Origin of the sequence: Paenibacillus uliginis N3/975 (assembly GCF_900177425.1) — a bacterium.
GTDB lineage: Bacteria > Bacillota > Bacilli > Paenibacillales > Paenibacillaceae > Paenibacillus_AQ > Paenibacillus_AQ uliginis.
This window is the reverse complement of sequence record NZ_LT840184.1, coordinates 771487-797238: the sequence shown is the minus strand read 5'-3', so window position 1 is coordinate 797238 and position 25752 is coordinate 771487. Positions and strand designations below refer to the sequence as shown.

At 46.4% G+C, this 25752-nt stretch carries 27 protein-coding genes and 14 tRNA genes; 8 read left to right on the top strand and 33 right to left on the bottom strand.

What is annotated here, in order from left to right:
• Positions 1 to 161: 161 nt before the first annotated feature.
• Together B9N86_RS03705 and B9N86_RS03700 are read left to right on the top strand one after the other, a co-directional pair.
• On the top strand, positions 162 to 1136 hold the full coding sequence (locus tag B9N86_RS03705; protein WP_208917818.1) for an aldose 1-epimerase: 975 nt from the start codon (positions 162 to 164) through the stop codon (positions 1134 to 1136).
• Positions 1137 to 1298: 162 nt separating this feature from the next.
• The gene (locus B9N86_RS03700; protein WP_208920071.1) at positions 1299 to 1541 is read left to right on the top strand and encodes an alpha/beta-type small acid-soluble spore protein; all 243 of its coding nucleotides are present in this window, start codon (positions 1299 to 1301) and stop codon (positions 1539 to 1541) included.
• A 103-nt stretch (positions 1542 to 1644) separates the two neighbouring features.
• On the opposite strand, the gene B9N86_RS03695 is transcribed toward B9N86_RS03700, so the two are convergent.
• Both B9N86_RS03695 and B9N86_RS03690 read right to left on the bottom strand, forming a co-directional pair.
• Entirely contained in the window at positions 1645 to 2049 is a 405-nt protein-coding gene (locus tag B9N86_RS03695) for an O-methyltransferase (RefSeq protein WP_208917817.1), read from the bottom strand.
• Between the two features lie 232 nt (positions 2050 to 2281).
• Positions 2282 to 4081, bottom strand: a complete 1800-nt coding sequence (locus B9N86_RS03690; protein WP_208917816.1) for a M3 family oligoendopeptidase — start codon at positions 4079 to 4081, stop codon at positions 2282 to 2284.
• A gap of 109 nt (positions 4082 to 4190) precedes the next feature.
• Here B9N86_RS03690 and B9N86_RS03685 point away from each other — a divergent pair, with 109 nt between their 5' ends.
• Complete coding sequence (locus tag B9N86_RS03685) at positions 4191 to 4379, top strand: YycC family protein (protein WP_208917815.1); 189 nt, start codon at positions 4191 to 4193, stop codon at positions 4377 to 4379.
• A complete protein-coding gene (locus B9N86_RS03680; protein ID WP_208917814.1) occupies positions 4376 to 4606 on the top strand; it encodes a hypothetical protein in 231 nt (76 codons plus the stop codon). The genes B9N86_RS03685 and B9N86_RS03680 overlap by 4 nt, the downstream gene beginning before the upstream one ends.
• Positions 4607 to 4862: 256 nt before the next feature.
• Here the strand turns inward: B9N86_RS03680 and B9N86_RS03675 are convergent, their stop codons facing one another.
• Positions 4863 to 5564, bottom strand: coding sequence for a DUF2225 domain-containing protein (locus B9N86_RS03675; RefSeq protein ID WP_208917813.1), 702 nt, complete (start codon positions 5562 to 5564; stop codon positions 4863 to 4865).
• Positions 5565 to 5613: 49 nt separating this feature from the next.
• Positions 5614 to 5991, bottom strand: a complete 378-nt coding sequence (locus tag B9N86_RS03670) for a globin domain-containing protein (RefSeq protein ID WP_208917812.1) — start codon at positions 5989 to 5991, stop codon at positions 5614 to 5616.
• Between the two features lie 490 nt (positions 5992 to 6481).
• Between B9N86_RS03670 and ylbJ the strand changes: the two genes are divergently transcribed.
• Together ylbJ and B9N86_RS03660 are read left to right on the top strand one after the other, a co-directional pair.
• Positions 6482 to 7705, top strand: coding sequence for a sporulation integral membrane protein YlbJ (gene ylbJ, locus B9N86_RS03665; protein ID WP_208917811.1), 1224 nt, complete (start codon positions 6482 to 6484; stop codon positions 7703 to 7705).
• Between the two features lie 64 nt (positions 7706 to 7769).
• Positions 7770 to 8573, top strand: a complete 804-nt coding sequence (locus B9N86_RS03660; RefSeq protein WP_208917810.1) for an NAD kinase — start codon at positions 7770 to 7772, stop codon at positions 8571 to 8573.
• 75 nt (positions 8574 to 8648) lie between these two features.
• On the opposite strand, the gene B9N86_RS03655 is transcribed toward B9N86_RS03660, so the two are convergent.
• Entirely contained in the window at positions 8649 to 9263 is a 615-nt protein-coding gene (locus B9N86_RS03655) for a YutD family protein (protein WP_208917809.1), read from the bottom strand.
• 24 nt (positions 9264 to 9287) lie between these two features.
• Entirely contained in the window at positions 9288 to 10247 is a 960-nt protein-coding gene (gene lipA / locus B9N86_RS03650; protein ID WP_342193551.1) for a lipoyl synthase, read from the bottom strand.
• A 153-nt stretch (positions 10248 to 10400) separates the two neighbouring features.
• Between lipA and B9N86_RS03645 the strand changes: the two genes are divergently transcribed.
• Positions 10401 to 11495: a M23 family metallopeptidase gene (locus B9N86_RS03645; RefSeq protein WP_244562937.1), complete on the top strand. Its 1095-nt coding sequence runs from the start codon at positions 10401 to 10403 to the stop codon at positions 11493 to 11495.
• Positions 11496 to 11526: 31 nt separating this feature from the next.
• Here B9N86_RS03645 and yunB read toward each other — a convergent pair whose 3' ends face one another.
• The 3 genes from yunB to B9N86_RS03630 all read right to left on the bottom strand — a co-directional run bounded on the left by yunB (position 11527) and on the right by B9N86_RS03630 (position 14290).
• Positions 11527 to 12492, bottom strand: coding sequence for a sporulation protein YunB (yunB, locus tag B9N86_RS03640; protein WP_208917807.1), 966 nt, complete (start codon positions 12490 to 12492; stop codon positions 11527 to 11529).
• A gap of 297 nt (positions 12493 to 12789) precedes the next feature.
• A complete protein-coding gene (locus B9N86_RS03635; protein WP_208917806.1) occupies positions 12790 to 13584 on the bottom strand; it encodes a TrmH family RNA methyltransferase in 795 nt (264 codons plus the stop codon).
• A gap of 43 nt (positions 13585 to 13627) precedes the next feature.
• Positions 13628 to 14290, bottom strand: a complete 663-nt coding sequence (locus B9N86_RS03630; protein ID WP_208917805.1) for a potassium channel family protein — start codon at positions 14288 to 14290, stop codon at positions 13628 to 13630.
• Between the two features lie 127 nt (positions 14291 to 14417).
• Between B9N86_RS03630 and sspI the strand changes: the two genes are divergently transcribed.
• Positions 14418 to 14651 (top strand): small acid-soluble spore protein SspI, encoded by a 234-nt coding sequence (gene sspI / locus B9N86_RS03625; RefSeq protein WP_208917804.1) that lies wholly within the window; start codon positions 14418 to 14420, stop codon positions 14649 to 14651.
• 91 nt (positions 14652 to 14742) lie between these two features.
• Here sspI and B9N86_RS03620 read toward each other — a convergent pair whose 3' ends face one another.
• The 24 genes from B9N86_RS03620 to B9N86_RS03505 all read right to left on the bottom strand — a co-directional run bounded on the left by B9N86_RS03620 (position 14743) and on the right by B9N86_RS03505 (position 25749).
• Positions 14743 to 16323 (bottom strand): peptide chain release factor 3, encoded by a 1581-nt coding sequence (locus B9N86_RS03620; RefSeq protein WP_208917803.1) that lies wholly within the window; start codon positions 16321 to 16323, stop codon positions 14743 to 14745.
• Positions 16324 to 16436: 113 nt separating this feature from the next.
• The gene (gene zwf / locus B9N86_RS03615) at positions 16437 to 17990 is read right to left on the bottom strand and encodes a glucose-6-phosphate dehydrogenase (protein ID WP_208917802.1); all 1554 of its coding nucleotides are present in this window, start codon (positions 17988 to 17990) and stop codon (positions 16437 to 16439) included.
• Between the two features lie 139 nt (positions 17991 to 18129).
• Positions 18130 to 18900: a YwmB family TATA-box binding protein gene (locus B9N86_RS03610; protein ID WP_208917801.1), complete on the bottom strand. Its 771-nt coding sequence runs from the start codon at positions 18898 to 18900 to the stop codon at positions 18130 to 18132.
• A gap of 142 nt (positions 18901 to 19042) precedes the next feature.
• Positions 19043 to 19693, bottom strand: a complete 651-nt coding sequence (locus B9N86_RS03605) for a response regulator (RefSeq protein WP_208917800.1) — start codon at positions 19691 to 19693, stop codon at positions 19043 to 19045.
• Positions 19671 to 20753 carry a sensor histidine kinase gene (locus B9N86_RS03600; protein WP_208917799.1) on the bottom strand — a complete coding sequence of 361 codons (1083 nt, stop codon included), beginning with the start codon at positions 20751 to 20753 and terminating at the stop codon, positions 19671 to 19673. Before B9N86_RS03600 ends, B9N86_RS03605 begins: the two co-directional genes overlap by 23 nt.
• A 41-nt stretch (positions 20754 to 20794) precedes the next feature.
• Positions 20795 to 21439 (bottom strand): cell wall-active antibiotics response protein LiaF, encoded by a 645-nt coding sequence (liaF, locus tag B9N86_RS03595; protein ID WP_208917798.1) that lies wholly within the window; start codon positions 21437 to 21439, stop codon positions 20795 to 20797.
• 210 nt (positions 21440 to 21649) lie between these two features.
• A complete protein-coding gene (locus B9N86_RS03590) occupies positions 21650 to 22339 on the bottom strand; it encodes a PspA/IM30 family protein (RefSeq protein WP_208917797.1) in 690 nt (229 codons plus the stop codon).
• Between the two features lies 1 nt (position 22340).
• Entirely contained in the window at positions 22341 to 22832 is a 492-nt protein-coding gene (locus tag B9N86_RS03585) for a PspC domain-containing protein (protein ID WP_208917796.1), read from the bottom strand.
• A 2-nt stretch (positions 22833 to 22834) separates the two neighbouring features.
• A complete protein-coding gene (locus B9N86_RS03580) occupies positions 22835 to 23509 on the bottom strand; it encodes a PspA/IM30 family protein (protein ID WP_208917795.1) in 675 nt (224 codons plus the stop codon).
• A gap of 48 nt (positions 23510 to 23557) precedes the next feature.
• Positions 23558 to 23863, bottom strand: a complete 306-nt coding sequence (locus B9N86_RS03575) for a hypothetical protein (protein ID WP_208917794.1) — start codon at positions 23861 to 23863, stop codon at positions 23558 to 23560.
• Positions 23864 to 24281: 418 nt separating this feature from the next.
• Positions 24282 to 24361: transfer RNA gene (locus B9N86_RS03570), tRNA-Leu, on the bottom strand.
• Positions 24362 to 24369: 8 nt separating this feature from the next.
• Positions 24370 to 24446 (bottom strand) — tRNA-Arg (locus tag B9N86_RS03565).
• A gap of 10 nt (positions 24447 to 24456) precedes the next feature.
• Positions 24457 to 24530: transfer RNA gene (locus B9N86_RS03560), tRNA-Cys, on the bottom strand.
• An 11-nt stretch (positions 24531 to 24541) separates the two neighbouring features.
• Positions 24542 to 24616 (bottom strand) — tRNA-Gly (locus B9N86_RS03555).
• A gap of 11 nt (positions 24617 to 24627) precedes the next feature.
• A tRNA-Gln gene (locus B9N86_RS03550) sits at positions 24628 to 24702 on the bottom strand.
• A 19-nt stretch (positions 24703 to 24721) separates the two neighbouring features.
• Positions 24722 to 24797 (bottom strand) — tRNA-His (locus B9N86_RS03545).
• A gap of 23 nt (positions 24798 to 24820) precedes the next feature.
• Positions 24821 to 24894 (bottom strand) — tRNA-Trp (locus B9N86_RS03540).
• Between the two features lie 7 nt (positions 24895 to 24901).
• Positions 24902 to 24987: transfer RNA gene (locus B9N86_RS03535), tRNA-Tyr, on the bottom strand.
• Between the two features lie 3 nt (positions 24988 to 24990).
• Positions 24991 to 25066: transfer RNA gene (locus B9N86_RS03530), tRNA-Thr, on the bottom strand.
• Between the two features lie 21 nt (positions 25067 to 25087).
• Positions 25088 to 25163 (bottom strand) — tRNA-Phe (locus tag B9N86_RS03525).
• A gap of 29 nt (positions 25164 to 25192) precedes the next feature.
• Positions 25193 to 25269: transfer RNA gene (locus B9N86_RS03520), tRNA-Asp, on the bottom strand.
• A 34-nt stretch (positions 25270 to 25303) separates the two neighbouring features.
• Positions 25304 to 25380, bottom strand: a tRNA-Met gene (locus tag B9N86_RS03515).
• 19 nt (positions 25381 to 25399) lie between these two features.
• Positions 25400 to 25475, bottom strand: a tRNA-Val gene (locus B9N86_RS03510).
• Positions 25476 to 25674: 199 nt separating this feature from the next.
• Positions 25675 to 25749: transfer RNA gene (locus tag B9N86_RS03505), tRNA-Glu, on the bottom strand.
• Between the last annotated feature and the right edge of the window lie 3 nt (positions 25750 to 25752).

Here is a 25752-nt window from a genome sequence, read left to right as displayed (position 1 = left end):
TAAGCAATCGCCCTCTGGCAACTACAGCCTTTTAAGTTTTTCAGCTCACACATTTCTATTGCAAGTATCTTTTCCAAGCATTTTTTTTACGTCAGCCCGTAAAATCTGTTATGATGAGGTTAATCATCTACTATTGATTACTGTGGTAAAGGGGCATCGATATGAATCAAGTGACCAAAGGACAATGGAATGGTTACGACACCTATATCTTAAAAACCGGCCGGCTAGAAGTGACACTCCTTCCCCGTCTCGGTAACAATGTCATCGAAATTAAGGACCAACAAGAACAGCGCCACGTACTTCGGAGGCCAGAAGAAAGTGAATTGGCGTTCTACTTACAGAAACCTTACCACTTCGGCATGCCGATGCTTATCCCGCCTGGACGAATCGAGAAAGGCCGTTTTGAATACGGCGGCACCAGTTATCAGTTTGACCAAAATACAGCTAACGACAATCATATCCATGGACTGCACCGCACCCAAGCTTGGTGTGTAAGTGATATCGAAGAGGATGATGAAGGCTGTGCGATTACAACGGAGTTCTCAACTTCTGAAGATCCCCGTTGGACGGCACAAATGCCACAACCGTTAAAGCTGCAGATGAATTTCCGGTTACAAGAATCGGAACTGCACAAGCGTTTACGCGTCATCAACAATGGTACCGAACCTGTTCCTTTTGGTATGGGATACCACACCTGGTTCCTGTTAGATGGCCAGCCTGATCAGTGGACATTAAAACTTCCGGTAGAGGGTATTTACACATTGAATGATCAACTTATTCCAACAGGGCGTCAGGCCCCCCTCGGTGAACTGGAAGCATTAAATAAAGGCTTCAATCTAAAAGACGCTGATTTTGACACTATTTTAAGTATCCCTGAGGGAGAGCCTGCCGAAGCAATTCTCACCCGAAATGACGGATACGGAATCCATTATTCTGCGGACCGCTCCTATTTCAAGCATTGGGTCTTGTACACCAAGGGAAAAGCGGATGAATTTCTGTGCATTGAACCTTATACTTGGCTTCCTAATGCACCGAATCTGGATCTACCGAATGAAACAACGGGTCTTATCCATTTGGAACCCGGTCAATCTGTCGAACTTCATACGAAATTGCAGATACACTATCCGAATACATAAGGATAAAATCGTATCATAAAACAACCGCAGCCCTGAATAGTTTCAGGGCTCTTTTTTTGTCCTAATATTACCAGGAATGATGTTAGAAACTACACGCATGAGATTCTCTTCTTTCAACCATAATAACTTCATACAACGCCGAAGGAGGTGACAAACATGGGTATGGGTCAAGCAGGTCAAGGCCGCAGAGGCGGAAGCCGTTCTAATAACCTGGTCGTTCCCCAAGCTAACGCAGCACTTCAACAGTTGAAGTATGAAGCGGCACAGGAATTGGGCGTATCTATCCCACAAGACGGTTATATGGGTAACTACACTTCCCGCGAGACTGGTTCTTTGGGAGGATACATCACTAAACGTCTGGTTCAAATGGCTGAACAACAATTGACAGGTCGTTCGAACATGTAGTTGATTTTGTTCCTCCAAATAAAGAAGGAGGCGATCTTCTCCCCAAAGATCGCCTCTTTCGGCATGTATTTTATAAAATTTATGGATATAAAATGATATGATATCAGGATTCCAAAGCGGCTTCAGAGACACTTGTTCTAGGGTATCGAATCATCAGATTTGCCATGTTGTAGTTTGACTCAAGTACGGCATCAATAATTATTAGTCCCTGTCTCACGGTAAAATCATAGCTTATTTCTCCATGAGTCCAGTGGCGTTTATGCTTCAAGCTTTCAAGCGCCATAGCACGGAAGGATAATTGTTGAGTTTGGTTCAACCCTTCTCCAGCGGAAGTAATTACACCGTTTCGACCGGTAAGCGGATTATGACGAATCCCGAATTTACCGATGACATTATTTCGTATTTGCACAAATACAGTGCCAGAAGATAGTCCTGACAACTCCTCCTCCAACTCTCTAAACACTAAATCTAACTGCCTAACCAGCGATAGTTGATCCAATTTAATCATTTCAACCCCCCTTGTATTTTCAAAAATTTCCCTTTTATAGGGCTTATGACTCATTATAGGTCAAATATTAGCAATCATCAACAACATTCAACATAATTGGGTATTTATTACTATTATTTTCATATGATTCATAACATCCTGTGCTGTATTACGGCATTATTCTATTTTTTGCGACAAAAAAAGAAGTCCTTGCGGACTTCCTTTAATCCATGATATTTCAATCTTCTGCAAGTTACGCCAAATGATCTGTCATACGCAAAAATTGTTGAATATCGGAAACACACATGTCGGCTGCACTCTGCCAAAAATCCCGCTTTGTCAAATCGACATCAAGGTGCTTTTTCGCAAGCTCTTCTACTGTCATTATTCCGGTATCCCGAAGAAGTGCATCGTATTTATCCGCAAATGTACTGCCTTCCTGCTGCGCCAGAACGTAAAGCCCTGTACTAAACATAAAGCCGAACGTATACGGGAAATTATAGAACGGCACACCCGTACTGTAGAAGTGCAGCTTGGAAGCCCAGAAATGAGGATGGTAAGAAGATAAGGCTTCACAGTATGCTTGCTTCTGAGCTTCTTCCATTAACTCCGAAATCTCAGCCGCGTTCAGCAGTCCTTCTTTCCGCTTGTTATAGAAGCGGGTTTCAAATAAGAAGCGGGCATGGATATTCATGAAGAAAGTAACGCTATTCTGAATTTTCTCTTCCAGCAAAGCAAGTTTTTCTTCTTCGTCTTTAGCCGCCTTGACGAGAGCATCTGCCACGATCATTTCTGCAAAAGTGGAGGCCGTTTCGGCTACGTTCATAGCGTAACTTTGATTCAGAACCGGCAAGCCCCTCATCAGATGCTGATGGTAGGCATGACCCAATTCGTGAGCTAATGTAGATACATTTGAAACAGTTCCGCCAAAGGTCATAAAAATTCTCGTCTGATCGCTTACTTTGAAGGATGTGCAAAAACCACCAGGACGTTTGCCTGGGCGATCCTCTGCCTCAATCCAGCTTTTGTCAAAAGCCATCTGGGAGAATTCAGCCAGTTTCGGACTAAACTTGCTAAATTGCTCAACGATGGTCTCAGCCGCCTCATCATAGGTAATTTTGGAAACGGAAGTTCGTATTGGCGCCTCTACATCGGTCCAAGTTAACCCATCAAGTCCGAGGAGTTTGGCCTTTCGGTTTAGGTACTCCACGAGCACCGGCTTTGTGTCTTGAATAACAGCCCACATCGTATCCAAGGTTTCATGGGACATACGATTAATAGCTAGTGGCTCTTTAAGAGCATCTTCCCAGCCTCGGTTAGCATAAAGCTTAAGCCGGAAGCCGGCGAGATGGTTCAGCGTATCCGCACAATAATCTTCCGAGTCTGTCCAGGCTTGTTCCCATTTTTCGAACATTTCCTGTCTTACTTCACGATTTGGGTTATGTAACTTGTTGAAAGCTTGACCTGCAGAAAGGATTTCGGTCTTGCCATTCTCTTCAAATGGTATTTGTATTTTGCTTACAATTGTGTCGTAAAAGTTTCCCCATCCGTGGTATCCGTCAATCGCAAGCTCAAGTGCCAGACTTTCTAGTTCAGGATTCATTTTCTCACGCGCCAGATCACGGCTCTCATTCAGGATAAACTTCAGCGGCGAGACTTTCTCTGTTGAAGTCCATGCTTCCCACAGTGTATCTTCAATTCCACGAAGAAGATTGTTGAATTTAGCAATAACACTCTGAAGATTTGCTCTAATCGCAGTAACCCGTCCGGACAGCTGAACTGCTTTTTTATCATTTTGATCCTGAGCCGCCAGACAGCCTACAAATGCACCTGCTTCACTTGTCATAGCGGTGCATTTCTCTAATAAAGAAAGAATGTTCTCCAAACTTTTAGCTTCCTCCAGATTTGCTGGAACATTGGCGGCCTGAACGGCTGCACGGAGCTCATTTGCTTCCTTCTCAAGTGAATCTAAAAACGCAGCGAGCTCTGGAGAATGCGATCCCCCCGGAAAAATGGACTCCAAATCCCACGTTTGCTGTAGCCGTTTTTTCATGGTCATCACCTTTCTTTATACAAAAATCTAAGTTTTAATTTGTGTGGTACCGTGTAAAAGTGTATAACTATAACTATATCCTATAAATTACTGCTGGAGGGCGACTTCTATGAGACCATTGCAAATATCGCCGGAGACGGCAATCATCCTCTCAAAACAGCTTGGCGTTCCGTTGGAGCACCTTATGCATATGCCGCAGCACATTCTGATGCAAAAAATTGCAGAATTGGCTGGATCGGAGCAGAAGCCTTCGTCTGGGGAAGCGGACCCAAAAAACGGTTCCACGGAGAAACCATGATCCCTTTTTCAAACGCTTGGCCTTATGACATTCTTTCCGGAGACGTGTATGTACAGAACTGCCCTTTTTGCGGCTGTGACAATGTTTTGCTTCCCATGAAGCCGAAAGAACTGATCAGCGTGCGCGAAGGCAAGAAGAAACTCCTCATCTTTCCATGCTGCCATAATAGAGTTACCGTACTCGACAGCGATGCCGATTATATTCTTACCGATCAGAAGCTGAGGTAACGCAAGCTTTTACCGCACTGCGAACAACATATTGTGACGCTTCAGGCTCTTCTACAAGGGCCTCTTTAGCGTTATAGAGGTTGTTCAAAAAGTCCGCTTTTGATCACGAAGTGAATCAGGAAGTGGGCTCGGCATCGACTCTTGAATTCAGCCGGTCCTTCCGGTACTCACGTACCCAAAACGTACGTTCCGCTCCTCAGTCCCTAGCTTCATCCAACCTTCTCGGTGCTGAAAACCGACCTTTTTGAACACACACTTATAGGGAATTCATTTCTTCCGGGAGCGCTAATTTCTCAGCCAGCATTTGTTCGCGCAATACGGCCCACTGTTCGCGAGAAGCACGAATCATGGCTGAATCAACAATTTTCTTGTCTTGAATTACGCGAGAGAACCATTGAACGGCTTCGCTGTAACGGCCCACCCGGCGGTTAATTTCCCCGATCAGATACAGCAAGCGAGCATCGTTAGCGCCAACCCCATCCATCTCATAGACTCGAATGTACGATTCAAGACTGTAAGTCAAAAAACGCTGTTCCTGCTCCTCATTCTCTTGATAGCGGTACAACCAGGAAATATGATGAAGAAGACTAGCGATAATCCGCTCCCTCTCCCCAATGCTCTGGGCGCACAGGAGGGCCAGCTTATATGCCTCCAATGCATCCTCCAGACTGCGTGAACCCCCAAAATCACGCTTAATCCATCTACTCGCGATTTTCGACTGGAATTCTGACTTCTGGTGATCATTTAAGGTTTCAGCTGAATTCTCAGTTGAGGCAAATCCGCATTTTGGACAGACTCTTACCACATAATAGTCAGGATTCTCATTTTTGTAATACCCGCAAAAATCCGTGTCTGTCCTCACCGCTTTTTTAAAACTTGGCCGTACTCTTGAAGTAGTAAATGGATGATCGCAGTTCCCGCATGTAACTGTAATCGTGTACAAAGGTTCTAAAACCATACCGTTGACATCCCTTTCCCCCATGATGGTGTCTTAACTAAAAGCAGCTTTAAGGTGTATTCACAAAATGTCGGGCGGGACCGGATAAGCGCTTAAGAACAAAATCCCGCAGTGTCTCTTCCACGCCAATCTCCTCCAAAGCGCCAGCCATACAACCTAGCCATTCATCTGCATGGCGGTTCGTAATCGGGAAATTAAGATGTCTTGCTCTCATCATCGGGTGTCCGTAAGCTTCCGAGAACAGGGCAGGCCCTCCAAAAAACTGGCTCAGAAACATATATTGCTTCTCCATCACCGGCATAATATCCTCTGGAAAAAGAGGGCCAATCAGATGATTCTTCTGAACGCGCGGATAAAAAGCTTCCACTAATGAGCGGATTCCTTCTGCACCGCCAAGATTATCATATATGCTCAAGCTCGGATCCATTTCCGTAATCCATCCCCCATCTTTGAAATAAGTAATCGTAAGTTAGTCTCATTATATCAGACATAACAAAAATTTCTATCAACGTAATCACATGAAGCCAGACCGCGTTTAGCGGAAGTTTTTATTGCGATATAAGGATGTCGTCTAAAACAAAAAAGGCGCTAAACGAAGTTTAGCACCCTGTTCCTATTTAATAACTGCGCCAGTCCTCTTCACCCTGATGGACGAGAGAGGCACGTATTACATAAACGAAGGCGCAAACCAGAATACCTGCGACTATGCTCATGATCATCACTCCATCCAAACATAATTCGAAAGATGTGCTTTGATGCTTTAATTATAGCACAATGTCCTCAAAAATAAAGCACCTCTGTAACCGCTTTCTAACTATTTTTGTACTGTTTGTCCTAATTTCCGCATAAAGATGAAGCAGTAAGGCTAAATTTACCGCAGACATGATCTGTTCTACCCAGGGGGCGTTGTTAAATATATGACCATGAAAAGAATGGGTTGGATATTTCTCATGACCGGTTTATTCAGCATTGTCGTCCTTATGGCGGCTTTTCCCGGGGCCGCTCTGCAATCTGCAATCCGTGGTCTCTCCATTTGGTGGGACGTACTCTTCCCATCACTCTTTCCCTTTTTCGTTATTTCCGAAGTGCTACTTGGATTTGGCGTTGTTCACCTTATCGGAACTCTGCTGGATCCCTTAATGAAACCTTTATTTCGTATTCCCGGAAGCGGAGGATTTGTCGCGGCTATGGGATATGTGTCTGGCTATCCAGTGGGAGCCAAATTGACAGCTAAGTTATGGGAACAAAAAATGGTCAACCGGGACGAAGGAGAACGCCTGGTTGCTTTCACAACCTCCTCAGATCCTATTTTTCTCATTGGTGCCGTTTCAATTGGTTTTTTCCACAACCCGCAAATCGGTTTAATTCTTGCATTAGCGCATTACGGCGGTGGATTTCTGGTAGGACTTTTGATGCGATTCCACGGTCGTAAAAACAATACAGTTTCGGATCATTCTACAGATTTGGCAAAGGGCAGTCGTCTTAAAGTTGCGATTCACGCCATGCATCATGCGAGAGAAGCAGACGGTCGTGATTTTGGGACTCTTTTGAGACAAGCGGTTCAATCTTCTCTCCAGCTTATTATTGTCGTAGGCGGCCTGGTTGTATTCTTTTCCGTTTTTCTGGAGCTCTGGACACGTGCGGGAGCCATCCCCGCCCTGAATCAGATTGTAAGTGCCCTCCTGTCCCTTGTCGGTGTTCCAGAACAATTATCTACGGCACTGGTCGGTGGCCTGTTTGAAGTCACGCTGGGTGCCCGTTATGCGGGTGAAGCTGGGGACGTAATTCCTTTAGCTTACAAAGCGGCAGTTGCAGCCTTCATATTGTCATGGGGCGGCTTGTCAGTACATGCCCAAATCGCAAGTATTTTGAATGCCACGGATCTTCGCTATTTACCGTTCATGATTGCCCGCTTGATCCATGGGGTCGTGGCTGCAACTGCGGTCCTACTGTTCTGGAATCCGATTATGGGGGAGACGATAACAACTCAAGCCATCTCAGCCGTTTCTTATTTGTCTTCCAGCGGGTATAACCATATTATGGCGGTATTTTGCATATTGCTCGGTATCCTTATCAGTCTGACTCTCTTGATGGAAGTATTTATCCTACTGCGACGAAAGTTCCGCAATTTCCCAAGGTGACATTGTTTTATTCTCCAAGATTGATTATCATCGATATATAACCTTACAGAAGGAGCTTATCAACTTGAGATACTATGTTCTGGACCGCGGAGACCCATTGTCTGTAGAATTGAGTCAACAATTTCACAAGCTGGCGGAACAGCGGGGCTTCGAACTGGATGCAGAATCTCCGGAGATCGTTGTCTCCATTGGCGGAGACGGCACGATGCTCCATGCTTTCCATACGTTTATCGACCGTATTCCAGACCTTGCTTTTGTCGGGGTTCATACCGGACATCTCGGCTTTTATGCCGACTGGAAAGCAGACGAACTGCCAAAACTGATTGATCTCATGTGCGGCATCGGCGATCCTAAAATTCTTAAACCCCGCATTGTTAAGTATCCGTTAGTTCAACTCGAAATTCATAAAAAATCGGGGACGGCATCGTATATCGCCCTAAATGAATTCACACTTAAAGGTGTAGACGGCACTGTCGTTGCCCAAGTCGACATTAATGATGTAACCTTTGAAATGTTTCGGGGAGACGGTATTTGTATTTCAACACCTTCCGGCAGTACAGCTTACAACAAAAGTGTCGGGGGGGCTATGGTTCACCCTTCCATCGATGCACTTCAAATCGCGGAAATTGCCTCTATAAACAATCGGATCTTCCGAACGCTGGGGTCTCCGCTTCTTCTTCCGAAACATCATCATTGCGATATTTTTTCATGCAAAGACCAGCGTTTGCTGCTTACGGTCGATCATAACAATTTCATGATTGATGATCTTATTTCCGTTCGCTGTCAGGTCGCAGAACAGAAGGTAAGTTTTGCTCGCTATCGTCCGTTCCCCTTCTGGAATCGGGTACGGGACGCTTTCCTCGGATAATATTTATCGATTCATACCAAAAACAGCAGCCCTGCGCAGGAGCTGCTGTTTTTGGTGGTACGTATAGTATGTATCCTACTCAGCCTGATGCTGATTCTTTTGATTGAGACGATTGTCTCGATTGTCCCGGTTGTCTCGCTGCTTAGATTCCTTCCAGGATTTTGGCGATTTGTTAGGTCGCGGCTCCTTGGATTCTTTTACTTCTTTTACTGCCTCGCGTTTGCTCCGGTATTCCTGCGGCTCTTTACCTGTTCCCGGTTCACTCGAACGCCCGCCAGATTTGTTTTCCCTAAGCTCTATTCTTTCCTCGCTTTCGGTTAACTCATCCGCTTCCTGCTCGGCGCGACTTTCCTGAGCCTCCCGTGCCTCCCTCAATTCCTGTTCCTTCAATTCCTTGAGCTCTTTCGGGTCTTTGATCTCCTTGCTTTTCTGGAGCACGAAATAAGCACAACCAAAATTGCAGTACTCATTAATATAATCAGACATTGTCGAGAAGGTTACGTCTTTGGAGGCTTTCGGATGGTTATCCCGATAAAACCCCTTTAATCGCAGCTGGTTGTATCCCCAGTCTCCGACAATATAGTCATACCGCTCAAGCACTTCACTGTACCTTTCGCGGAAAGCCTCAGCATTCCAACCGTTTCTATGATCCTCAAGTACTTCGTAACTTCTGTTGCCTATAACGATCAAACAAACTTCCCCTGCCTTTCCCGGCTATGACCGTACAATCTCATCCTTATGGCGTTCAGCCGATTTTACCTGCTCATGCGCATGATAAGAACTCCGCACAAGCGGTCCAGATTCCACGTGGCTGAATCCTCGTTTTAGTCCTTCTTCCTTCAATAAAGCGAATTCTTCAGGAGTATAATACTTCTCCACATTTAAATGTTTAGGTGAAGGCTGTAAATACTGACCAATTGTCATAATATCACAATCTACTGCTCTAAGGTCGTCCATCGCCTGCAAAATTTCGTGCCATTCCTCACCTACGCCCAGCATGATGCTGGATTTGGTTGGGATGTCCGGCTGCATTTGCTTTGCATTTTTCAACAATTGCAGGGAACGCTCATATTTGGCTTTGGCACGGACACGGTCAGACATCCGTTCAACCGTTTCAATATTATGATTCAGAATATCCGGCTTTACGTCCATGACGATTTGCAGCGATTCCGCGCTACCCATAAAGTCAGGAATCAGCACTTCAACACTGCACAACGGCAGACGTTTGCGGATAGCCTTTACCGTTTCCGCGAATATATAAGCTCCGCCATCTTTCAAATCATCACGGGCAACACTTGTCACAACACAGTGGCGCAAATTCATCTGTTCGGCTGCTTCAGCCACACGTTCAGGCTCCTGTAGATCCAGTTCTGTAGGCAAACCTGTGTTGACTGCACAAAAACGGCATGCCCGAGTGCATATATCTCCCAAAATCATAAACGTAGCAGTACGGTTAGCCCAGCATTCATAAATGTTCGGGCAGCGCGCCTCTTCACACACGGTGTGAAGTGTCTTGGAACGCATCATGCTTTTGATTTCGTTATAGTTATCGCCCGTTGTGAGCTTGATCTTAATCCAGTCCGGCTTAGGTTGTTTGTTCAAAGTTTTGGACAAGAAGAGAACCTTCTTTCGTTCGATTTGAGTTGAGTTAGATAGTCCATTTAACTGTTCCATATTATATCATGAAAATCTTATGATTACCTATCTTCATCGATATGGAATTCATCTTTCAGCGGCATGGATAAAAATCAGTCATTCGATTCACCCTACAGGTAGGCATCAATGTCCGTGTATTTTTGAAAACGAAGGTTAGGAGGATGGGACACCATGAAACAACCACGACGAAAATCAGGTCGATTGGGTATGAAGCGCCACTTTACTGCGGCTTTATTAACCGCCTTTACAGCAGCCGCATACTTTTGGGGACCGGGCTGCGCTGCAGCAGAAGAAGCTATTCTAACTGATGCGTCAACAGTTGCGCAGACGAAGGAAGATGATGTCTTTACATCCAGAAAGATGTTGTATGACCGAATTTCAGCCGTGACCCAAGTACCCTGGTATCGTTTGGCAGCCATCGATCAATACGAGCGGACATTGACCCGCGTGCATCCTAAAGACCGCAAGCATCCTGAACGTCTTACAGGTATTTTCGTTCCAACTACAGCTTGGACAGGTCCGTTGAATCCGAACCAAGAGGACACTAATCCCCCAACGATCGAAATGTTCTCCGGTTTAGGTCGAGATGGAGACGGAGACGGAAAAGCGGATCCTAACAATAACACTGACTTGCTATACAGCATTTCGGCCAAACTGAAGCCCTACGGACACTCTAAGGATGATTTCGCAATCGGATTATGGTCGTATTATCAGAACGGAAGAGCCGTTCAGCGGGTCATGCAGTATTCCAAACTTTATGAAACATTTGGCAAACTCGATCTGTTCGCCCATGCCTTTCCGCTCCCTGTGGGCAATAACTACTCCTACCGTAGCACCTATGGTATGGGACGGAGTTGGGGAGGCAAACGAATTCATGAGGGGACTGACCTGTTTGCGGGGTACGGGGTGCCTGTCCGCAGCACCTGCTATGGTATAGTCGAACTCAAGGGTTGGAATAAATACGGAGGATGGCGGATTGGCATCCGTGATCTAAACAATCATTATCATTATTACGCACATCTTCAGGGCTTTGATAAAGGAATCAAGTCAGGCGATGTGGTGACCCCGGGGCAGACCATTGGCTGGGTCGGAAGCTCCGGATATGGAAAACCGGGAACACAGGGTAAATTCCCACCTCATTTACACTATGGAATTTACCGAGACACTGGTCTTAGCGAGTGGTCATTTGATCCTTACCCGCTTCTCAGGCATTGGGAGAATGAAGAGCGCCAATCGTTACGAAAAAATAAAAAAGCGCGTCCCTAAGTCATTAGGGCGCGCTTCTTCTTGATTTGAGCTACGGATCGATACTTGTATCAGGGACACCCTCTGATTCCTGAGGGGGTACTTCCTTATGCCCTTCCGGAGCTGGTACCGAGATTCCCGGATTCGGATCAGCCTTTTCCCCTGTTGCAGCACCGCCTTCTGACTTACTCATTGGAGGAAGAGCGATGCTCGGCGCATTATTGCTATTTTCGCCTACCGGCCTGCCCTGATTATCGTAATAATACATGGGCACATCACCAACTACTAACATGTAGGAGATTGGGATATCCGTTTCAACAACCTGAGGCTCCATATCAAAAGGAACGACAACGGCAACCTCTGTCACAATATGAACGTATACCTCGACTAGAATCATATTGATCCCGGCTTCCTGCTGCCTAGTATCCAGCTGAACTTTCACAGCTCCTTGAGGTTCAATCTTGACTGGAATTTGCGGCCCAAAGGATGCTACGATGGGGCTTTTTAATACTTGGCCCAGAGGGATATGCTCTTTCCGTTTGTGAATACTCTCCAAAGTTTCCTGAACAAGTTGAGTCGTATAAGATGTGATCTTTAAGTGCTCTGCATAGTTCAGCATAAACCCGGTCACTTTGCCTGTACTGTCGGTTTTCCAGTTCACCAGGTTATCAAACTGCTTACCGTCGGTTACCTGACTTGTAATTGCTTTGTTAATGGCTTCCGTCGCAATTTGCTTAACACGGATTTGAGCCAGATGCATAATGGGCGGTCTCAAATTTCTTTCCACATAAAGAAACAATTGAATGATTCCGAACAATAAGATCAGTGACGCGATAAGCCACAATTTTCTTCGGCTCCGCGGTTTCGATCCCTGAGGACGTACACTGTTCCAAGATGCTTTTACAGGTGTAAAGTGATTTCTAGGCCGCTTTTTATATACACGCCGGATTCTCGGCCTGGGCCATGACGGCAAGGACGGAAACGATATCCGCCGGCTCCCCCATTTTTTTCGCCTCACACATTTGCCCTCCCCTCATTTGCGCTGGAGGCGTGCACCCCACTTCTTAGCAAGTATCCATAGAGGATATGCGGACAAAGTGTAAAAAAGAAGAGCAAGAGTACCGGTTAAGGTTGTCTTTGCTCTTCTTCACATCTCTTTTTCCATAACGTAGCACTCTTCCCGAATATCGAACGGACTTAATAAGCAGCCCTGCCGGTTATCGTGATTTTCATGAATCCATACAATGACAGCACCGATGACATGACCGTCCTGCCATACTTTGAAAAACTCCGAAGCGGATTCAATAGCCTATTGCTAGTTTGAATACTCCCGCTGTCGCAGCGCTTCAAACATCAGCACCGATGCAGCCATAGCCGCATTCAGTGATTCTGCCTTGCCGGGCATAGGAATGATGATTGCATCATCCACAAGTGCCGAAACTTCTGGCGATACACCACTGCCTTCACTGCCGATAACAATCCAGCAAGAGCCGCCAAAATCATAGTGAAAGGCTGTAGTCTGTCCCTCTAGGGAAGTCGTAACTAATCGTGCGCCCATTTCTCTAGCTTGTGGGAGAATATCCGTTAATTCCCCCTCTATCACTGGTAGATGAAACAACGATCCCATCGTGGAGCGCAGTGTCTTCGGGTTGTACAGGTCGGCACAGCCTTTGCCTAAGATTACGCCACCGACACCCGACGCATCCGCACTGCGGATGATCGTACCGACATTTCCGGGATCCTGCAGGCCATCTAGAACGATGACCAGCTTGTCCTTTTGGGCAAAAAGATCGTCCCATGTCATCTTCTCTTTACGAACAACCGCGAACACGGGCTGCGGGGTCGAAGTATGGCTGACTTTCGATATAATGGCTTCCGTCACACCGATCCATTCGACACCTTGTCCGTTGTCCGGCAATTCCTTAAGCTCATGAGGAATACCTTGATCATAATCGTAGGCAATACATTCAATGTCTGCTCCAGATATTAGCGCCTCCTGCACCAGATGAATGCCTTCCACCACAAATTTGTTCTGCTTGTCCCTATGCTTCTTCTCCTGCAGCTGGGTCCAGCTTTTCACTCTTGCATTTTGCAGCGATAAAATTTCCATATATGTTCCACCCATTCCTGGCGTATATCCATAATCAAATTACTTATTTCGGGTAAGCAAGCTCAAACTTCGTCAAATCATTCTTATGTCCAACCATAACCAGAATATCACCCTCAGCAAGGCGATCTTCAGGGTGTGGTGAGATGTTCATCTCCCCGTTACTGCGGATACCCATAACGTTGCAGCCAAAGCGAACCCGGATATTCAGCTCCTTCAGGTTTTGACCAACCATCTCCGCTGATACTCGCATTTCCATAATACTGTAATCATCCGATATTTCGATATAATCCAGAATGTTCGGCGAAATCAGATGATGCGCTACCCTTAAACCCATATCTCGTTCGGGGAATATCACTTTATCGGCTCCGATTTTTTGCAGCACCTTACCGTGAAGTTCATTTTTTGCTTTGACAATAATAACAGGTACACCCAAATCCTTTAGAATCAGTGTCGTTAAAATACTTGACTGAATGTCCTCACCAATCGCAACAACGACCACGTCAAAATTACGGATCCCCAGAGCCCGAAGTGCCTCTTCATCCGTCGAATTCGATGACACGGCGTGCGTAACCATATTAGAGACTTCTTGTATACGCTGCTCGCTAGCATCAATGGCAAGCACATCAAAACCCATCCCGCTAAGCTCCTTGGCCACACTCGTACCGAAACGTCCCATACCGATGACCGCGTACTGTTTCTTAGCCATTTTCTTTCCTCCCCGAACCCTAGGTTATCTGTGTTAGTATACCATAATGAACGTTAATCTTGAATTTATATGTCTCCCTGCGGGCACATTAATCAATGACCCTTAAATAACAAGGAGGAACATTTCGATGTCCATATTGTTAGATCTAAGGCAGGCCGTCATTCACAAAGTCCATAATCAGGATGAAGAGCAGCTTCGCTCCATGATCGAGGGTTCCGTGGACGGGCCCGAAGCCGCCCTTCCTGGTCTCGGCGTCATGTTCGAAATGATGTGGAAAGACATGAATCCGTCAGCTCAAAACGATCTTGTCACTTCCCTTCATGATCACCTCAAAACCGTAACTCCCGGCAAGCTGGTCTAAGCTAAGCGGGGAACGGGAATGAACAAACAATCCCCCTGTCAGAGCATGGACAGGGGGATTGTTTATGTTTGAAATATTACAGCTACTCTACTTAAGGAGCAGTCTCCAAAAACTTCGCTGTCGGATTTTTATCCACGGCTGTTCTCATCGCATACTCATTCTCAAAGAGAACAACATAATTATCTTTCTTATCCTTAACTAGCGTTGAGTTAATTCGGAATTTAGACGGGTCAACCTTCTCATCAACAAGCCAACGTGCAAACTGATAAGGCATACGTTGGAGCAGAACATCAACACCGTATTCAGCTTTCATCCGGTACTGAAACACCTCAAACTGAAGCTGGCCTACAACTCCGAGAATCATTTCGTCAAAGCTGACCGTACGGAACACCTGAATCGTGCCTTCCTCAGTCAACTGATCGATTCCCTTTTGGAACTGCTTATGTTTTAATGCATTTTTCACAGTAACCTTGGCGAACAATTCAGGCGAGAACGTTGGCATCTCATCAAACTGGATATCACCGCTCTGACTGAGAGAGTCACCGATCCGGAAAATTCCTGGATCAAATAAACCAATAATATCTCCCGGATATGCTTCCTGCACAATGTCCCGGTCCTGCGCCAAAAACTGCTGAGGCTGTGAAAGCTTTATATCCTTGCCTATCCGGATATGCTTCACACTCATACCGCGTTCAAATTTACCAGACACGATACGGAGAAACGCAATGCGGTCCCGGTGTGCCGGGTTCATGTTGGCCTGAATCTTAAACACATAGCCCGAGAATTTCTCATCCGTTGGCTGTACAAGACCTGCTGTGCTCCGGCGCGGTTCTGGCTTCGGTGCGAGTTGAAGGAAATTTTCCAAAAATGTCTGTACACCAAAATTGTTAACCGCACTGCCGAAAAATACAGGAGTCAGTTCACCCTTCAATACTTTTTCAAAATCAAACGGATCTCCGGCGACATCCAGCAATTCGAGATCCTGACACAATTGATCGTGCAAAAACTCTCCTGCCATTTCACGGATTACAGGGTCATTGTAATCTTCAACCTTTTGCACCTTGATGGATGAGTGGTCGTCCCCTTGGAAGAGTTCAACTTGATTTTTCATCCGGTCGTATACCCCGCTGAGTTCACGTCCGGAACCGATAGGCCAGTTCATTGGGACGGAACGAATACCAAGTACTTGCTCAATCTCTTCCATCAGATCAAATGGACTTCTACCTTCACGGTCCAATTTATTGATAAAGGTGAAAATAGGAATGCCTCGCTTGGCACATACCTGGAACAGCTTAATCGTCTGAGCTTCGACACCCTTCGCCACGTCAATCAACATGACCGCGCTGTCTGCCGCAGTCAGCGTCCGGTAAGTATCCTCACTGAAGTCCTGGTGACCGGGTGTATCCAGTATATTAATCCGGTGACCTTTGTAGTCAAATTGCATAACGGAAGACGTTACCGATATCCCCCGCTGCTTCTCGATTTCCATCCAGTCACTTGTCGCGTGTTTACTTGCCTTTCTCGCTTTAACCGAACCTGCCAAGCGAATGGCACCACCGAAGAGCAGCAGCTTCTCCGTTAGTGTTGTTTTACCGGCGTCCGGGTGGGAAATAATCGCAAAAGTTCTGCGCTTATCCACTTCACTTTGCAGTTCATCTACTGTTTTGCCCATCTCACTGTTCCCTTCGTACTAAAGTCATGTACATTATTGTACCACAATCCATACGCAAACCAACCCCATACGCAAAGCGTATGAGGATGATTTTTGATGGTACGATACAATATTTAATTCGAGCCCTTCAGCCATACTACATTATCTTCTTCTTGTCCATTTACAGGCCACCAGTGGAATCCATCCTTTTCAAGCAGTTCATCCGCTTGCGTAGGACCCCACGATGCTGCAGGATAGGTTTCCAATTCACCCTGGTTTTCTCTCCAAGCTTCAGCGATGCGATCCACGAAGGACCAGGCCGATGCAACCTCATCCCATCGCGTGAAGTAAGTTGAGTCGCCACGGGCCGCATCATGCAGCAGGCGCTCATAAGCTTCAGGTGAGTTAATACCAACCATGCAGCTCTGACAGAAGTCCATAGCAACCGGTTCAATTTCCGATTCCGAACCCGGTTTTTTCGCATTGATCTTCACGTACAGCCCTTCCATCGGGTTAACCCGAATAACGAGCAGGTTTGGTTCCAGCGTGTGCTTTTGCCCAAGATATACATTACCCGGCATACGCTTGAATTCCACAACGACCTCCGTTGTTTTCACCGGCAGGCGCTTACCTGTGCGAATGTAGAATGGCACCCCCGCCCAGCGGAAATTGTCCACGAACACACGTGCTGCAAAATACGTCTCCGTATTCGATTCTGGATCAACCTTGTCCTCTTGACGATACGCAGGCAAATCTTTGCTTCCTACGGAACCACTCGTATATTGGCCGCGGACAACGTTCTCCTTCACTTCTTCATTTGTTGCATAGGGACGAAGAGAGCGAAGTACCTTCACCTTCTCATCACGGATATCTTCCGGAAGAAGACGGCTAGGCGGCTCCATAGCAATCATAGTAAGCATTTGAAGCATATGGTTCTGTCCCATATCGCGAAGTGCACCCGCATGATCGTAGTAGCCTCCACGTTCCTCCACACCGACGGTTTCCCCCAGTGTAATTTGAATGTTAGCGATATGTTTGTTATTCCACAGCGGCTCAAAGAATGCATTGGCAAAACGGATAACTTCGATGTTCTGCACCATTTCTTTGCCCAAGTAGTGGTCAATACGGTAGACTTCCTCTTCCTTAAACACCTGGCGGATTTCTTCATTCAGCTTTGCAGCCGACTCGAGGTCGTAACCGAATGGCTTCTCAATGACAAGACGGTTCCAACCTGCTCCATCCAGCATGCCGCCCTTCATCAGATTAAAGGAAACACTGCCGAACAATTCAGGAGCAAGCGCTAGGTAAAACAAGCGGTTGCCAACTATATTAAACTTGGCTTCCAGCTGCTCGGTTTGCTCCCGTAACTCGCGGAATCCGTCAATATTGTTAATATCTAAAGATTTATATTCAAAATGCTGCGCGAAATTATGCCATTCCTCATCCTGTTCAGAACGATATCGACAAAATTCCTGAATCGAGCGATGCACGTCCTCACGGAATTCATCCTGAGACCGCGGACGCCGCGCCACGCCGATTACCGCAAAATCCTCTGCCAACTTTCCTTCGCGATAGAGACTATAGATCGCCGGGAACAATTTGCGTCTTGCCAAATCGCCGGTCGCTCCAAAGATGAAAAATACCGCTCCCGGTGTCTTTAATGAATCTAGATTTTGATTTTCAGCCATGGCTCCTCATTCTTTCTCTATGTAATATAGTGTATTTTTATGCATCACAACATAACATGATGTGATGACATTTTAGCATATTCATATAAAGTATGCTATCTCATTTCATACATTTTCATCGTTATTTCAGAAAGGGAGCTTAGTATTCTATTGTAATAACGGGAAATCCGATTGTTATTCTATTATTTTCCTTCATCGAATCTTCATGCACTGCTATTTGCATATGAATAGGGTTCTCCCCACCCATAACATAGGTTTTCAGAGAGGGAACTTCATAAGAGCGGCTTTCGGTCGTGGTATCCTGATAGGAATCCACTGCGTTAAGTGGCAGTTGTACAGCCAGCTCTTCCTCTAATCTTTGTACAGTTTCACCTGCTGTCATTCCATTGTATACACTGCCCTGAATTGAAGCATTCCATGCGGGTGTAATTCCCGCTTTCATCATAGAAGCTTGCGCTTTCTCCTGTATGCGAATCAGGTGCCGAATACCATCCGGCCCTTGGGCATCCAGTTGTATTTTCACGTAGCTCGTCTCTCCAGCCTGAACCCAGTCCAACCGTATATCGGTGTCAGAGATGACATCCCGGGCTCGATAGGCCTTCTCCCCGTGTTCCAACTCAACAGACAGATCACTTATACCCATCTCTTCAGCAAGAATACTCGCGGCTTGTTCACTTTTCTTAACCGACAAAGTCTGGCTCTCTCCTTGCAATTTTACAGTTACATGCAGCGGTGAATCAATTTGTGCCTTTCCCAGCGCATACAGCAGTTCCAGTTGACTGCCGGAAGACTCCACCAAAAGCTCGGAACCTCTCTTATTCGTAGAATCCATCGTGAATCCGGCCAATATCCCTGTAATCCCGCATAATAGCACCATACCTGCTATAAATTTCATTCCGAACCGCTGCATGAATAACCGCCCCTTTATACCGAAATCTATCAATCTAGTAAAAGGATTCCCGGTTACAGCGAAAATATTCTGTTCATATCAAAAAAAGACCCAACCGCTATCCGGCAGTCGGGATCTTTGTACTACTGGTATGTTGGAACCGTTACTCTGCGAGCCCGTTCTTGTAAGCATAGATGGCCGCCTGTGTACGGTCCTCAACCCCAAGCTTCGCCAAGATGTTTGTCACGTGAAACTTTACGGTTTTTATGCCTATGATCAAATCATCCGCAATATCCTGATTGGACTTGCCCTGTGCGAGCAGGCGCAGCACTTCCATTTCCCGATCCGTCAGCTCACTGTGAGCAGGAGCTTCCGCTTGCGGGTGACGGAATCGGTGCATCATTTTGGATGCTACTTGGGATTCCAGTACCGACTGTCCACGTGCGGCTGCCCGGATGGCATCGGCAACCTCCGAAGCTCTGGACGTCTTCAGCAAATAGCTGAATGCCCCGGCTTCGATGACAGGATACATTTTTTCATCATCCAAATAGCTGGTAAGGACGATCACTTTACAGTCAGGATACAGCTTTAGCAGCTGCCGAGTGGTCTCTATCCCGTCCATTCCTTCCATTACGAGGTCCATCAGCACCACATCCGGATGATATTCTTTTGCTAACCGTATGCCTTCTTCTCCACTGCCGGCTTCTCCGACCACTTCAATCCCGTCCTCCGTGCCCAGCACGGCGGCAAGCCCGATTCGAACCATTTCATGATCATCAACAAGCAGCACTTTAATTGGCGTTTCCAACTCCATCTACTTCACCCCGGTTTCGTTCTTCGTCCATCAGAGGGACGGATATCTCGATGCGAGTTCCTTTACCGGGCGCAGTAATAAACTGTATGGAGCCGCCAAGCTCCGTCACCCGTTCCTGCATGGTAGAAAGACCATAAGAGGTTTGTTTTTTCTCATCCACCTCAAACCCGACCCCATCATCCCGCAGCGTAACACGCACCGTGTTTTGCTTCCGCTGAATGCGGATGTCCATTTTGTCCGCTTTGGAATGTCTCAACGTATTGGACATCGCTTCTTGAATAATGCGGAATAGATGATTCTCAATCCCTTTCACAAGGGTTATTCCTTCATCCATTTCCAATGTAATCTCCATCGGGACTTTGATCTGCAGCTCCCGTATCAGTTCACGGAGCCCCTGCTCAAGTGCTTTACCCTCCAGGTACACAGGCCGCAAATGAAGCAAGAGCGCCCGCATTTCCGATTGAGCTACCGCTGACATTTCCTCAATCAGGGCTACCTGCCGCTGTGCTTTACCAAAATCCTTTTCCAGCGTACGACCAACGGCCGTGGCCGTCATCGATATGGCGAACAGCTGTTGAGATACCGCATCATGAAGCTCCCGTGCCAGACGCTGCCTCTCCTCCACAATGGCCGTTACACGGGCCTGTTCAGCCAGTTGTGCGTTGTTGGTAGATAAACGCTGAAGCGAATTCACTTGCTCCTCCCAGCGTTTACTGATCCGTCCCAGCTGTTCTCCAAGGCGTCCTACCTCGTCCTCTCCCATGTCGGGCATGATAGCTGAAGTTACGCCGCCTTTTTCCCAGGTTACTAAGGTTTCCCTAACCCCATCAAGCCTTCGTTTTATCCGGTAGCTCTGAAAAAAACCATACACAGCTCCCAAGCTAACCGGCAAAAGCACTAACGTTATCCCGGCTTGAATACCATTCCTCCAGGAATCAAAAGGCTTCAAATAGTCGTATGTATATAAAATGTACAACGTAACCAGCATAACCACAAAGCCCAGAAGGGTGCCCTCACGGATACTTCGGGTAATAATATTAGCCTTTTTCTCCGATTTCATCGGGCAGCCCTCCTGCTTTCTTCGCTTTGAGGTATCTTGGATCAAACCAGGCGAATGTTGAGATCACCACCAAGATATGAAACGATAAACTTCACTTTATATTCACTAGATTCATAATTCGGCGATTTCCAGTTCAGACGATTCATGATTCCGGTCTCCCGCTGCCTACCGTTGTCTATTGATCCAAAAAGAACAAAAGCTTCAATCTCTACACCATAATAGTCAGGGAGCGTTAAATCGATATCCCCAAGAATACCATGGAACATCATAACCGTACTCCGTTCCTCCGGCAATGCAAGCGACAAATCCACATCAGCTTCGCCAAGGACATGCCACACGCTCATACTCTTCATGACCCATGGAGCACTGTCCCAATCAAAATTGGACATGAAATTCTGCCTTTGGACGTATCGGTCACTTTCGTGAGCACGACGTGCTTTCCCATAAAATATTCCGAGCGACACCAAGCCGATTCCGATAATGAGCATCAGGTGATCCAGAAGAAGCAGAACGGCCCCCACACCAAGTATAATATATCCCTTTCGGACAGAGCCGCTTCGAATCTGCTGAATGCCTGCAACCATCAGTAGAAGAGCGACGATGGTAAAGAAACCAAACCATCTGCCGAAAAGCATAAACACACCGATGCCAATCAATCCAATTGCGATCCAGCGGTTTCTATCCATGCCGCACCTCCCCAAGATGATTATAAACCCTGAAAAGCCAAAACAGTGCGGGGATCCGCACCGTATGGCTTACCATTATATACTGAACGGTTTACCCCGAAATTATGAAGGATACCCCAATACCCATACATCAAGTTCATTCAGTAGTTTATCACATTTCCTCGTTTTACGAATACTTCTTTTATAAAATCCTAGACTTGCGTCTTCCTATTACTCTTCTTTTGCAGAGCCACCATTCATTTTGTTTCTGAGAGCGTTAAGCTGCTCATCCACTTTCATCTGCTTTTCAACGTCCACAGGACTTGTGTAAGCTACGTTGTTCGGACGGTATGGTGCACGCATTACATCCGCTTCTGCTTCCAACTGCATAATTTTTTCTTCCATGCGGTGGAAGCCCATCGAGGCGCTGCCGCTTTCGATCGAGTGCAGACTGCTTACTTGAGACATTTGCTTCTTCGCTTTAGCCATTTGAGCACGAGCTACAAGCTCATTACGCTTGTTGCGCATTTTGTAGAACTCATCCTTCATTTCATGAAGCTGAGCAACCAATTCTTTGGCCTGGGTTTCAGACTGCAGGTGAAGCTCTGTGTATTCTGTTTCCTTTTGATCAAAATAGATTTTCTCTTCCAGAAGCTTACGTGCAACTTCCTCTTGACCATTCTTCAAAGCCAGTTCTGCTTGAGCCTCACGCTGAGCAGCCATTTTCACAGCTTCTTCCACACGTTGTTTCATGCGACGCTCATTAGCCATTTGCTTAGCAACCGTTACCTCTGCCTCGTGAATTTCTGCTTCCATGTCGCGCAAATATTGATTCAGCATAACAATTGGATCTTCAACCTTATCGAGCAATTCGTTCACCGATGCTTTTGTCATATCTTTAATTCTTTTAAATACTCCCATTTTATAAATCTCCCTTCTCATACTTCGATAGTTTTTTCTTAAGTTCTTCTATTTCTTTCTTCATAGCCTTCTTCTCTATGTCCTTCATCATGGAATCCAGATCAGCCTCTGGCGCTACTTCCTCATGTCTAGAGGCATATCCTCTGTCATAAGATGACGGTCCTGCATTTCTCGGTCCAAAGTTGTCCCGGTCATCACGATAAGTTCCGCCTGGACGGTTGTTATAGCCGCCATATGAGCCATTCGGTCCATAATGGTAATTGTTCTGGCCACGGCCTGGGCCGCCCGGGCCATATGGATCGTGATAATAAGGTTCCTTCGGAATGACCAATGAAGCGATCAAATAAATCAATAATGTCGTACCGCCAGTAAAGAAGATACTGATGACAAATATAATACGGAGCAGGGTTGTTTCTACACCAAACGTTTCAGACAATCCGCCTATCAACCCGGTGAACATTTTATCTCTGGTAGAACGGTACAATCTTGTCATATTTACTCCTTTCCGCTGTTATTCAGCTTCTCCTTCAAACGGGCAAGCTCGCGATCCAACACGGTCGAAACACTTTCACCAGTCTGAACCAGATACTCTTGGCCCATTTTGCGAATGTCGCGGAGACTCTTTGCTTCAAGCTCCCAATCGTTGAGACGGTCATCCAACCGGTTGAACATTTTCGGTACATCTTGGCCACCATAAGATCCTGTACGCTCGTTCATTTTTTGCTGAAGTCGCAGTGTCTCCATCCGAGCAACATAATACTGACGCTTACTGTATACCGACTGATATTCCATACGAAGCTCACCCAGTTGTTCTTCTACTTCTCTGAGCGATTCGCGGCTGGTCATTAACAGCCCCTCATACTGTTCAATCTTTTCTTCATAGATCAGTTTTTCTTGAAGAGCCAATTTCGCCAGATGATCTTCCCCAGCTTTCAGTGCCAGAAGCGCTTGTTCTTCCCGTTTGTTCTTCATTGTTTCAGCTTGGCTTACCTGCAGCTTCAATTGTCGTGTATGAGACTCACACTGATGCAGGAGCTTCTCAGCCTCCGTAATGTCCTGCCGGGTAGAATGTAGAAACTGATCAATCAATCGAACTGGATCCTGGCTTTGTTCAAGCTTCTCATTTAGAGTGGCAGCCGTGATATCCCTTATGCGTCGAAAAACACTCATAATTTCTTTATCCTCCTCTTCTATCAAGTTCATTGTGTTACAGGTTTATTAGTAGTAACGACGGCTATTTCCACCTTTAAATCGGGAAACTCCGTAGACGATCAAGACAATCCCAAGTATCGGGCCGAACAGCCAGGAAAGCTTACCGATCAGTGACAATACGCCGATACCTAGTATGATCCAGCCGAAGAACGTGTTACCGCGGCGGATTCCGTAATAGCCAAGTGCGATCATTGCCACTGGTATCAGTAAGCTGAACAACCATCCAAGCACTGGACCGAATACCCCAAGTAATACTAACGCCCCCAAACCAATAAGGAGGATTCCCATTCCATTATCTTTTGTACTTCTCATTTATACACCGCCTTTCCGTCTTATTTATCATTCGTTTGTGACTTGTTCAACCTTATGACCTTATTTTAGGTTAATTCTATTCAATCTAAAACGGACCCTGGACGGTTTTTCATCCTCGACCTAAGTCGGGGAAGGGGTAAGACCTCAGTCTAAACAAGACAACGACAAATAGCGAATAACAGCCATGCCATCATTCGCAGTTCTTGCTATTGCTGCTTATCCGTTTATTCTTCCGCCATAACATCATTAGGAACGTATGAAATTGAAAGCACCAATATATCACTCTCTAGCCTCTTTACTCTATAGTAAAAGTATGGAGCGTGCGTAACCCCCAACGCCACACTGAGCGTTGTATGACGGCGGTCAACCACAGAACACAAAAAAAGAACGTGGATATTATCCATGTCCTTTTTGATGATGCCGGTGAAGGGACTCGAACCCCCACGGTTTCCCTCACGATTTTGAGTCGCGCGCGTCTGCCAATTCCGCCACACCGGCTTACTTAATGGCGTGCCCTAAGAGATTCGAACTCCTGACCTTTTGATTCGTAGTCAAACGCTCTATCCAGCTGAGCTAAGGGCACATAGTTATAATGGAGGCGCCACCCAGATTCGAACTGGGGATAAAGCTTTTGCAGAGCTGTGCCTTACCACTTGGCTATGGCGCCAAAAACAAAAATGGAGCGGACGACGGGAATCGAACCCGCGACCCTCGCCTTGGCAAGGCGATGCTCTACCGCTGAGCCACGTCCGCATAAAAATCAATGGCTGGGGATATAGGATTCGAACCTATGCATGACGGAGTCAAAGTCCGTTGCCTTACCGCTTGGCTAATCCCCAATATGATTTTTGAAAAATATGGGGCGATCGATGGGACTTGAACCCACGAATGCCGGAGCCACAGACCGGTGCGTTAACCCCTTCGCCACGACCGCCATATTCAAAGTCATAGTTCTATTGGCAGGGGCAGCAGGAATTGAACCCACACTAACGGTTTTGGAGACCGCTGTTCTACCTTTAAACTATGCCCCTATAAAACTGGTGGAGGATGATGGATTCGAACCACCGAACTCGTACGAGAACAGATTTACAGTCTGCTGCGTTTGGCCACTTCGCTAATCCTCCATGTGGTGCCGGCGAGAGGACTTGAACCCCCAACCTACTGATTACAAGTCAGTTGCTCTACCAGTTGAGCTACACCGGCGTATACAGTTGTTAAAACAAATGGTGGCTCGGGACGGAATCGAACCGCCGACACAAGGATTTTCAGTCCTTTGCTCTACCGACTGAGCTACCGAGCCATAAAATCTCTTTCGGTTATAATGAAGAATGGCGGAACTGACGGGATTCGAACCCGCGATCTCCTGCGTGACAGGCAGGCATGTTAGGCCTCTACACCACAGTTCCATGAGGCACTATCGCTGTTTTGTAGCGATATAATTGGTTGCGGGGGCAGGATTTGAACCTACGACCTTCGGGTTATGAGCCCGACGAGCTACCGAACTGCTCCACCCCGCGTCATTAAAAGGTGTATATATGGTGGAGGCTGAGGGGTTCGAACCCCCGACCCTCTGCTTGTAAGGCAGATGCTCTCCCAGCTGAGCTAAGCCTCCATGATTAAACCGACTTTTATCTTATCAAAATACTACTCACTTATCAAGAGGTAAATCTTGCATAAAAAACTGAAGCGAGTAAATAAGTGGTGACCCGTAGGGGATACTCTCACTTTGTTCGAGACTGCGAAGTATTCCTATCGATGTCTATGCTTCGACGAACCATTGGGATTCTCATCCCCAGAAGCAAGCAAATAAATGGTGACCCGTAGGGGATTCGAACCCCTGTTACCTCCGTGAAAGGGAGGTGTCTTAACCCCTTGACCAACGGGCCTTA

Excerpts from the sequence above, each read along its gene's own strand:
- B9N86_RS03700 (WP_208920071.1), top strand. The coding sequence starts at position 1,299 with ATGGGTCAAGCAGGTCAAGGCCGCAGAGGCGGAAGCCGTTCTAATAAC.
- B9N86_RS03635 (WP_208917806.1), bottom strand. The coding sequence starts at position 13,584 with ATGGAAATTTTATCGCTGCAAAATGCAAGAGTGAAAAGCTGGACCCAG.
- B9N86_RS03580 (WP_208917795.1), bottom strand. The coding sequence starts at position 23,509 with ATGAGTGTTTTTCGACGCATAAGGGATATCACGGCTGCCACTCTAAAT.
- B9N86_RS03670 (WP_208917812.1), bottom strand. The coding sequence starts at position 5,991 with ATGGATCCGAGCTTGAGCATATATGATAATCTTGGCGGTGCAGAAGGA.
- B9N86_RS03680 (WP_208917814.1), top strand. The coding sequence starts at position 4,376 with ATGATCCCTTTTTCAAACGCTTGGCCTTATGACATTCTTTCCGGAGAC.
- B9N86_RS03620 (WP_208917803.1), bottom strand. The coding sequence starts at position 16,323 with ATGGGCAAAACAGTAGATGAACTGCAAAGTGAAGTGGATAAGCGCAGA.
- B9N86_RS03600 (WP_208917799.1), bottom strand. The coding sequence starts at position 20,753 with ATGAAATCGGAGAAAAAGGCTAATATTATTACCCGAAGTATCCGTGAG.
- B9N86_RS03690 (WP_208917816.1), bottom strand. The coding sequence starts at position 4,081 with ATGAAAAAACGGCTACAGCAAACGTGGGATTTGGAGTCCATTTTTCCG.
- B9N86_RS03685 (WP_208917815.1), top strand. The coding sequence starts at position 4,191 with ATGAGACCATTGCAAATATCGCCGGAGACGGCAATCATCCTCTCAAAA.
- B9N86_RS03610 (WP_208917801.1), bottom strand. The coding sequence starts at position 18,900 with ATGCAGCGGTTCGGAATGAAATTTATAGCAGGTATGGTGCTATTATGC.
- sspI (WP_208917804.1), top strand. The coding sequence starts at position 14,418 with ATGTCCATATTGTTAGATCTAAGGCAGGCCGTCATTCACAAAGTCCAT.
- B9N86_RS03675 (WP_208917813.1), bottom strand. The coding sequence starts at position 5,564 with ATGGTTTTAGAACCTTTGTACACGATTACAGTTACATGCGGGAACTGC.
- zwf (WP_208917802.1), bottom strand. The coding sequence starts at position 17,990 with ATGGCTGAAAATCAAAATCTAGATTCATTAAAGACACCGGGAGCGGTA.
- B9N86_RS03605 (WP_208917800.1), bottom strand. The coding sequence starts at position 19,693 with ATGGAGTTGGAAACGCCAATTAAAGTGCTGCTTGTTGATGATCATGAA.
- B9N86_RS03630 (WP_208917805.1), bottom strand. The coding sequence starts at position 14,290 with ATGGCTAAGAAACAGTACGCGGTCATCGGTATGGGACGTTTCGGTACG.
- B9N86_RS03575 (WP_208917794.1), bottom strand. The coding sequence starts at position 23,863 with ATGAGAAGTACAAAAGATAATGGAATGGGAATCCTCCTTATTGGTTTG.
- lipA (WP_342193551.1), bottom strand. The coding sequence starts at position 10,247 with ATGGAACAGTTAAATGGACTATCTAACTCAACTCAAATCGAACGAAAG.
- B9N86_RS03705 (WP_208917818.1), top strand. The coding sequence starts at position 162 with ATGAATCAAGTGACCAAAGGACAATGGAATGGTTACGACACCTATATC.
- B9N86_RS03695 (WP_208917817.1), bottom strand. The coding sequence starts at position 2,049 with ATGATTAAATTGGATCAACTATCGCTGGTTAGGCAGTTAGATTTAGTG.
- B9N86_RS03590 (WP_208917797.1), bottom strand. The coding sequence starts at position 22,339 with ATGGGAGTATTTAAAAGAATTAAAGATATGACAAAAGCATCGGTGAAC.
- ylbJ (WP_208917811.1), top strand. The coding sequence starts at position 6,482 with ATGACCATGAAAAGAATGGGTTGGATATTTCTCATGACCGGTTTATTC.
- B9N86_RS03645 (WP_244562937.1), top strand. The coding sequence starts at position 10,401 with ATGAAACAACCACGACGAAAATCAGGTCGATTGGGTATGAAGCGCCAC.
- liaF (WP_208917798.1), bottom strand. The coding sequence starts at position 21,439 with ATGGATAGAAACCGCTGGATCGCAATTGGATTGATTGGCATCGGTGTG.
- B9N86_RS03585 (WP_208917796.1), bottom strand. The coding sequence starts at position 22,832 with ATGACAAGATTGTACCGTTCTACCAGAGATAAAATGTTCACCGGGTTG.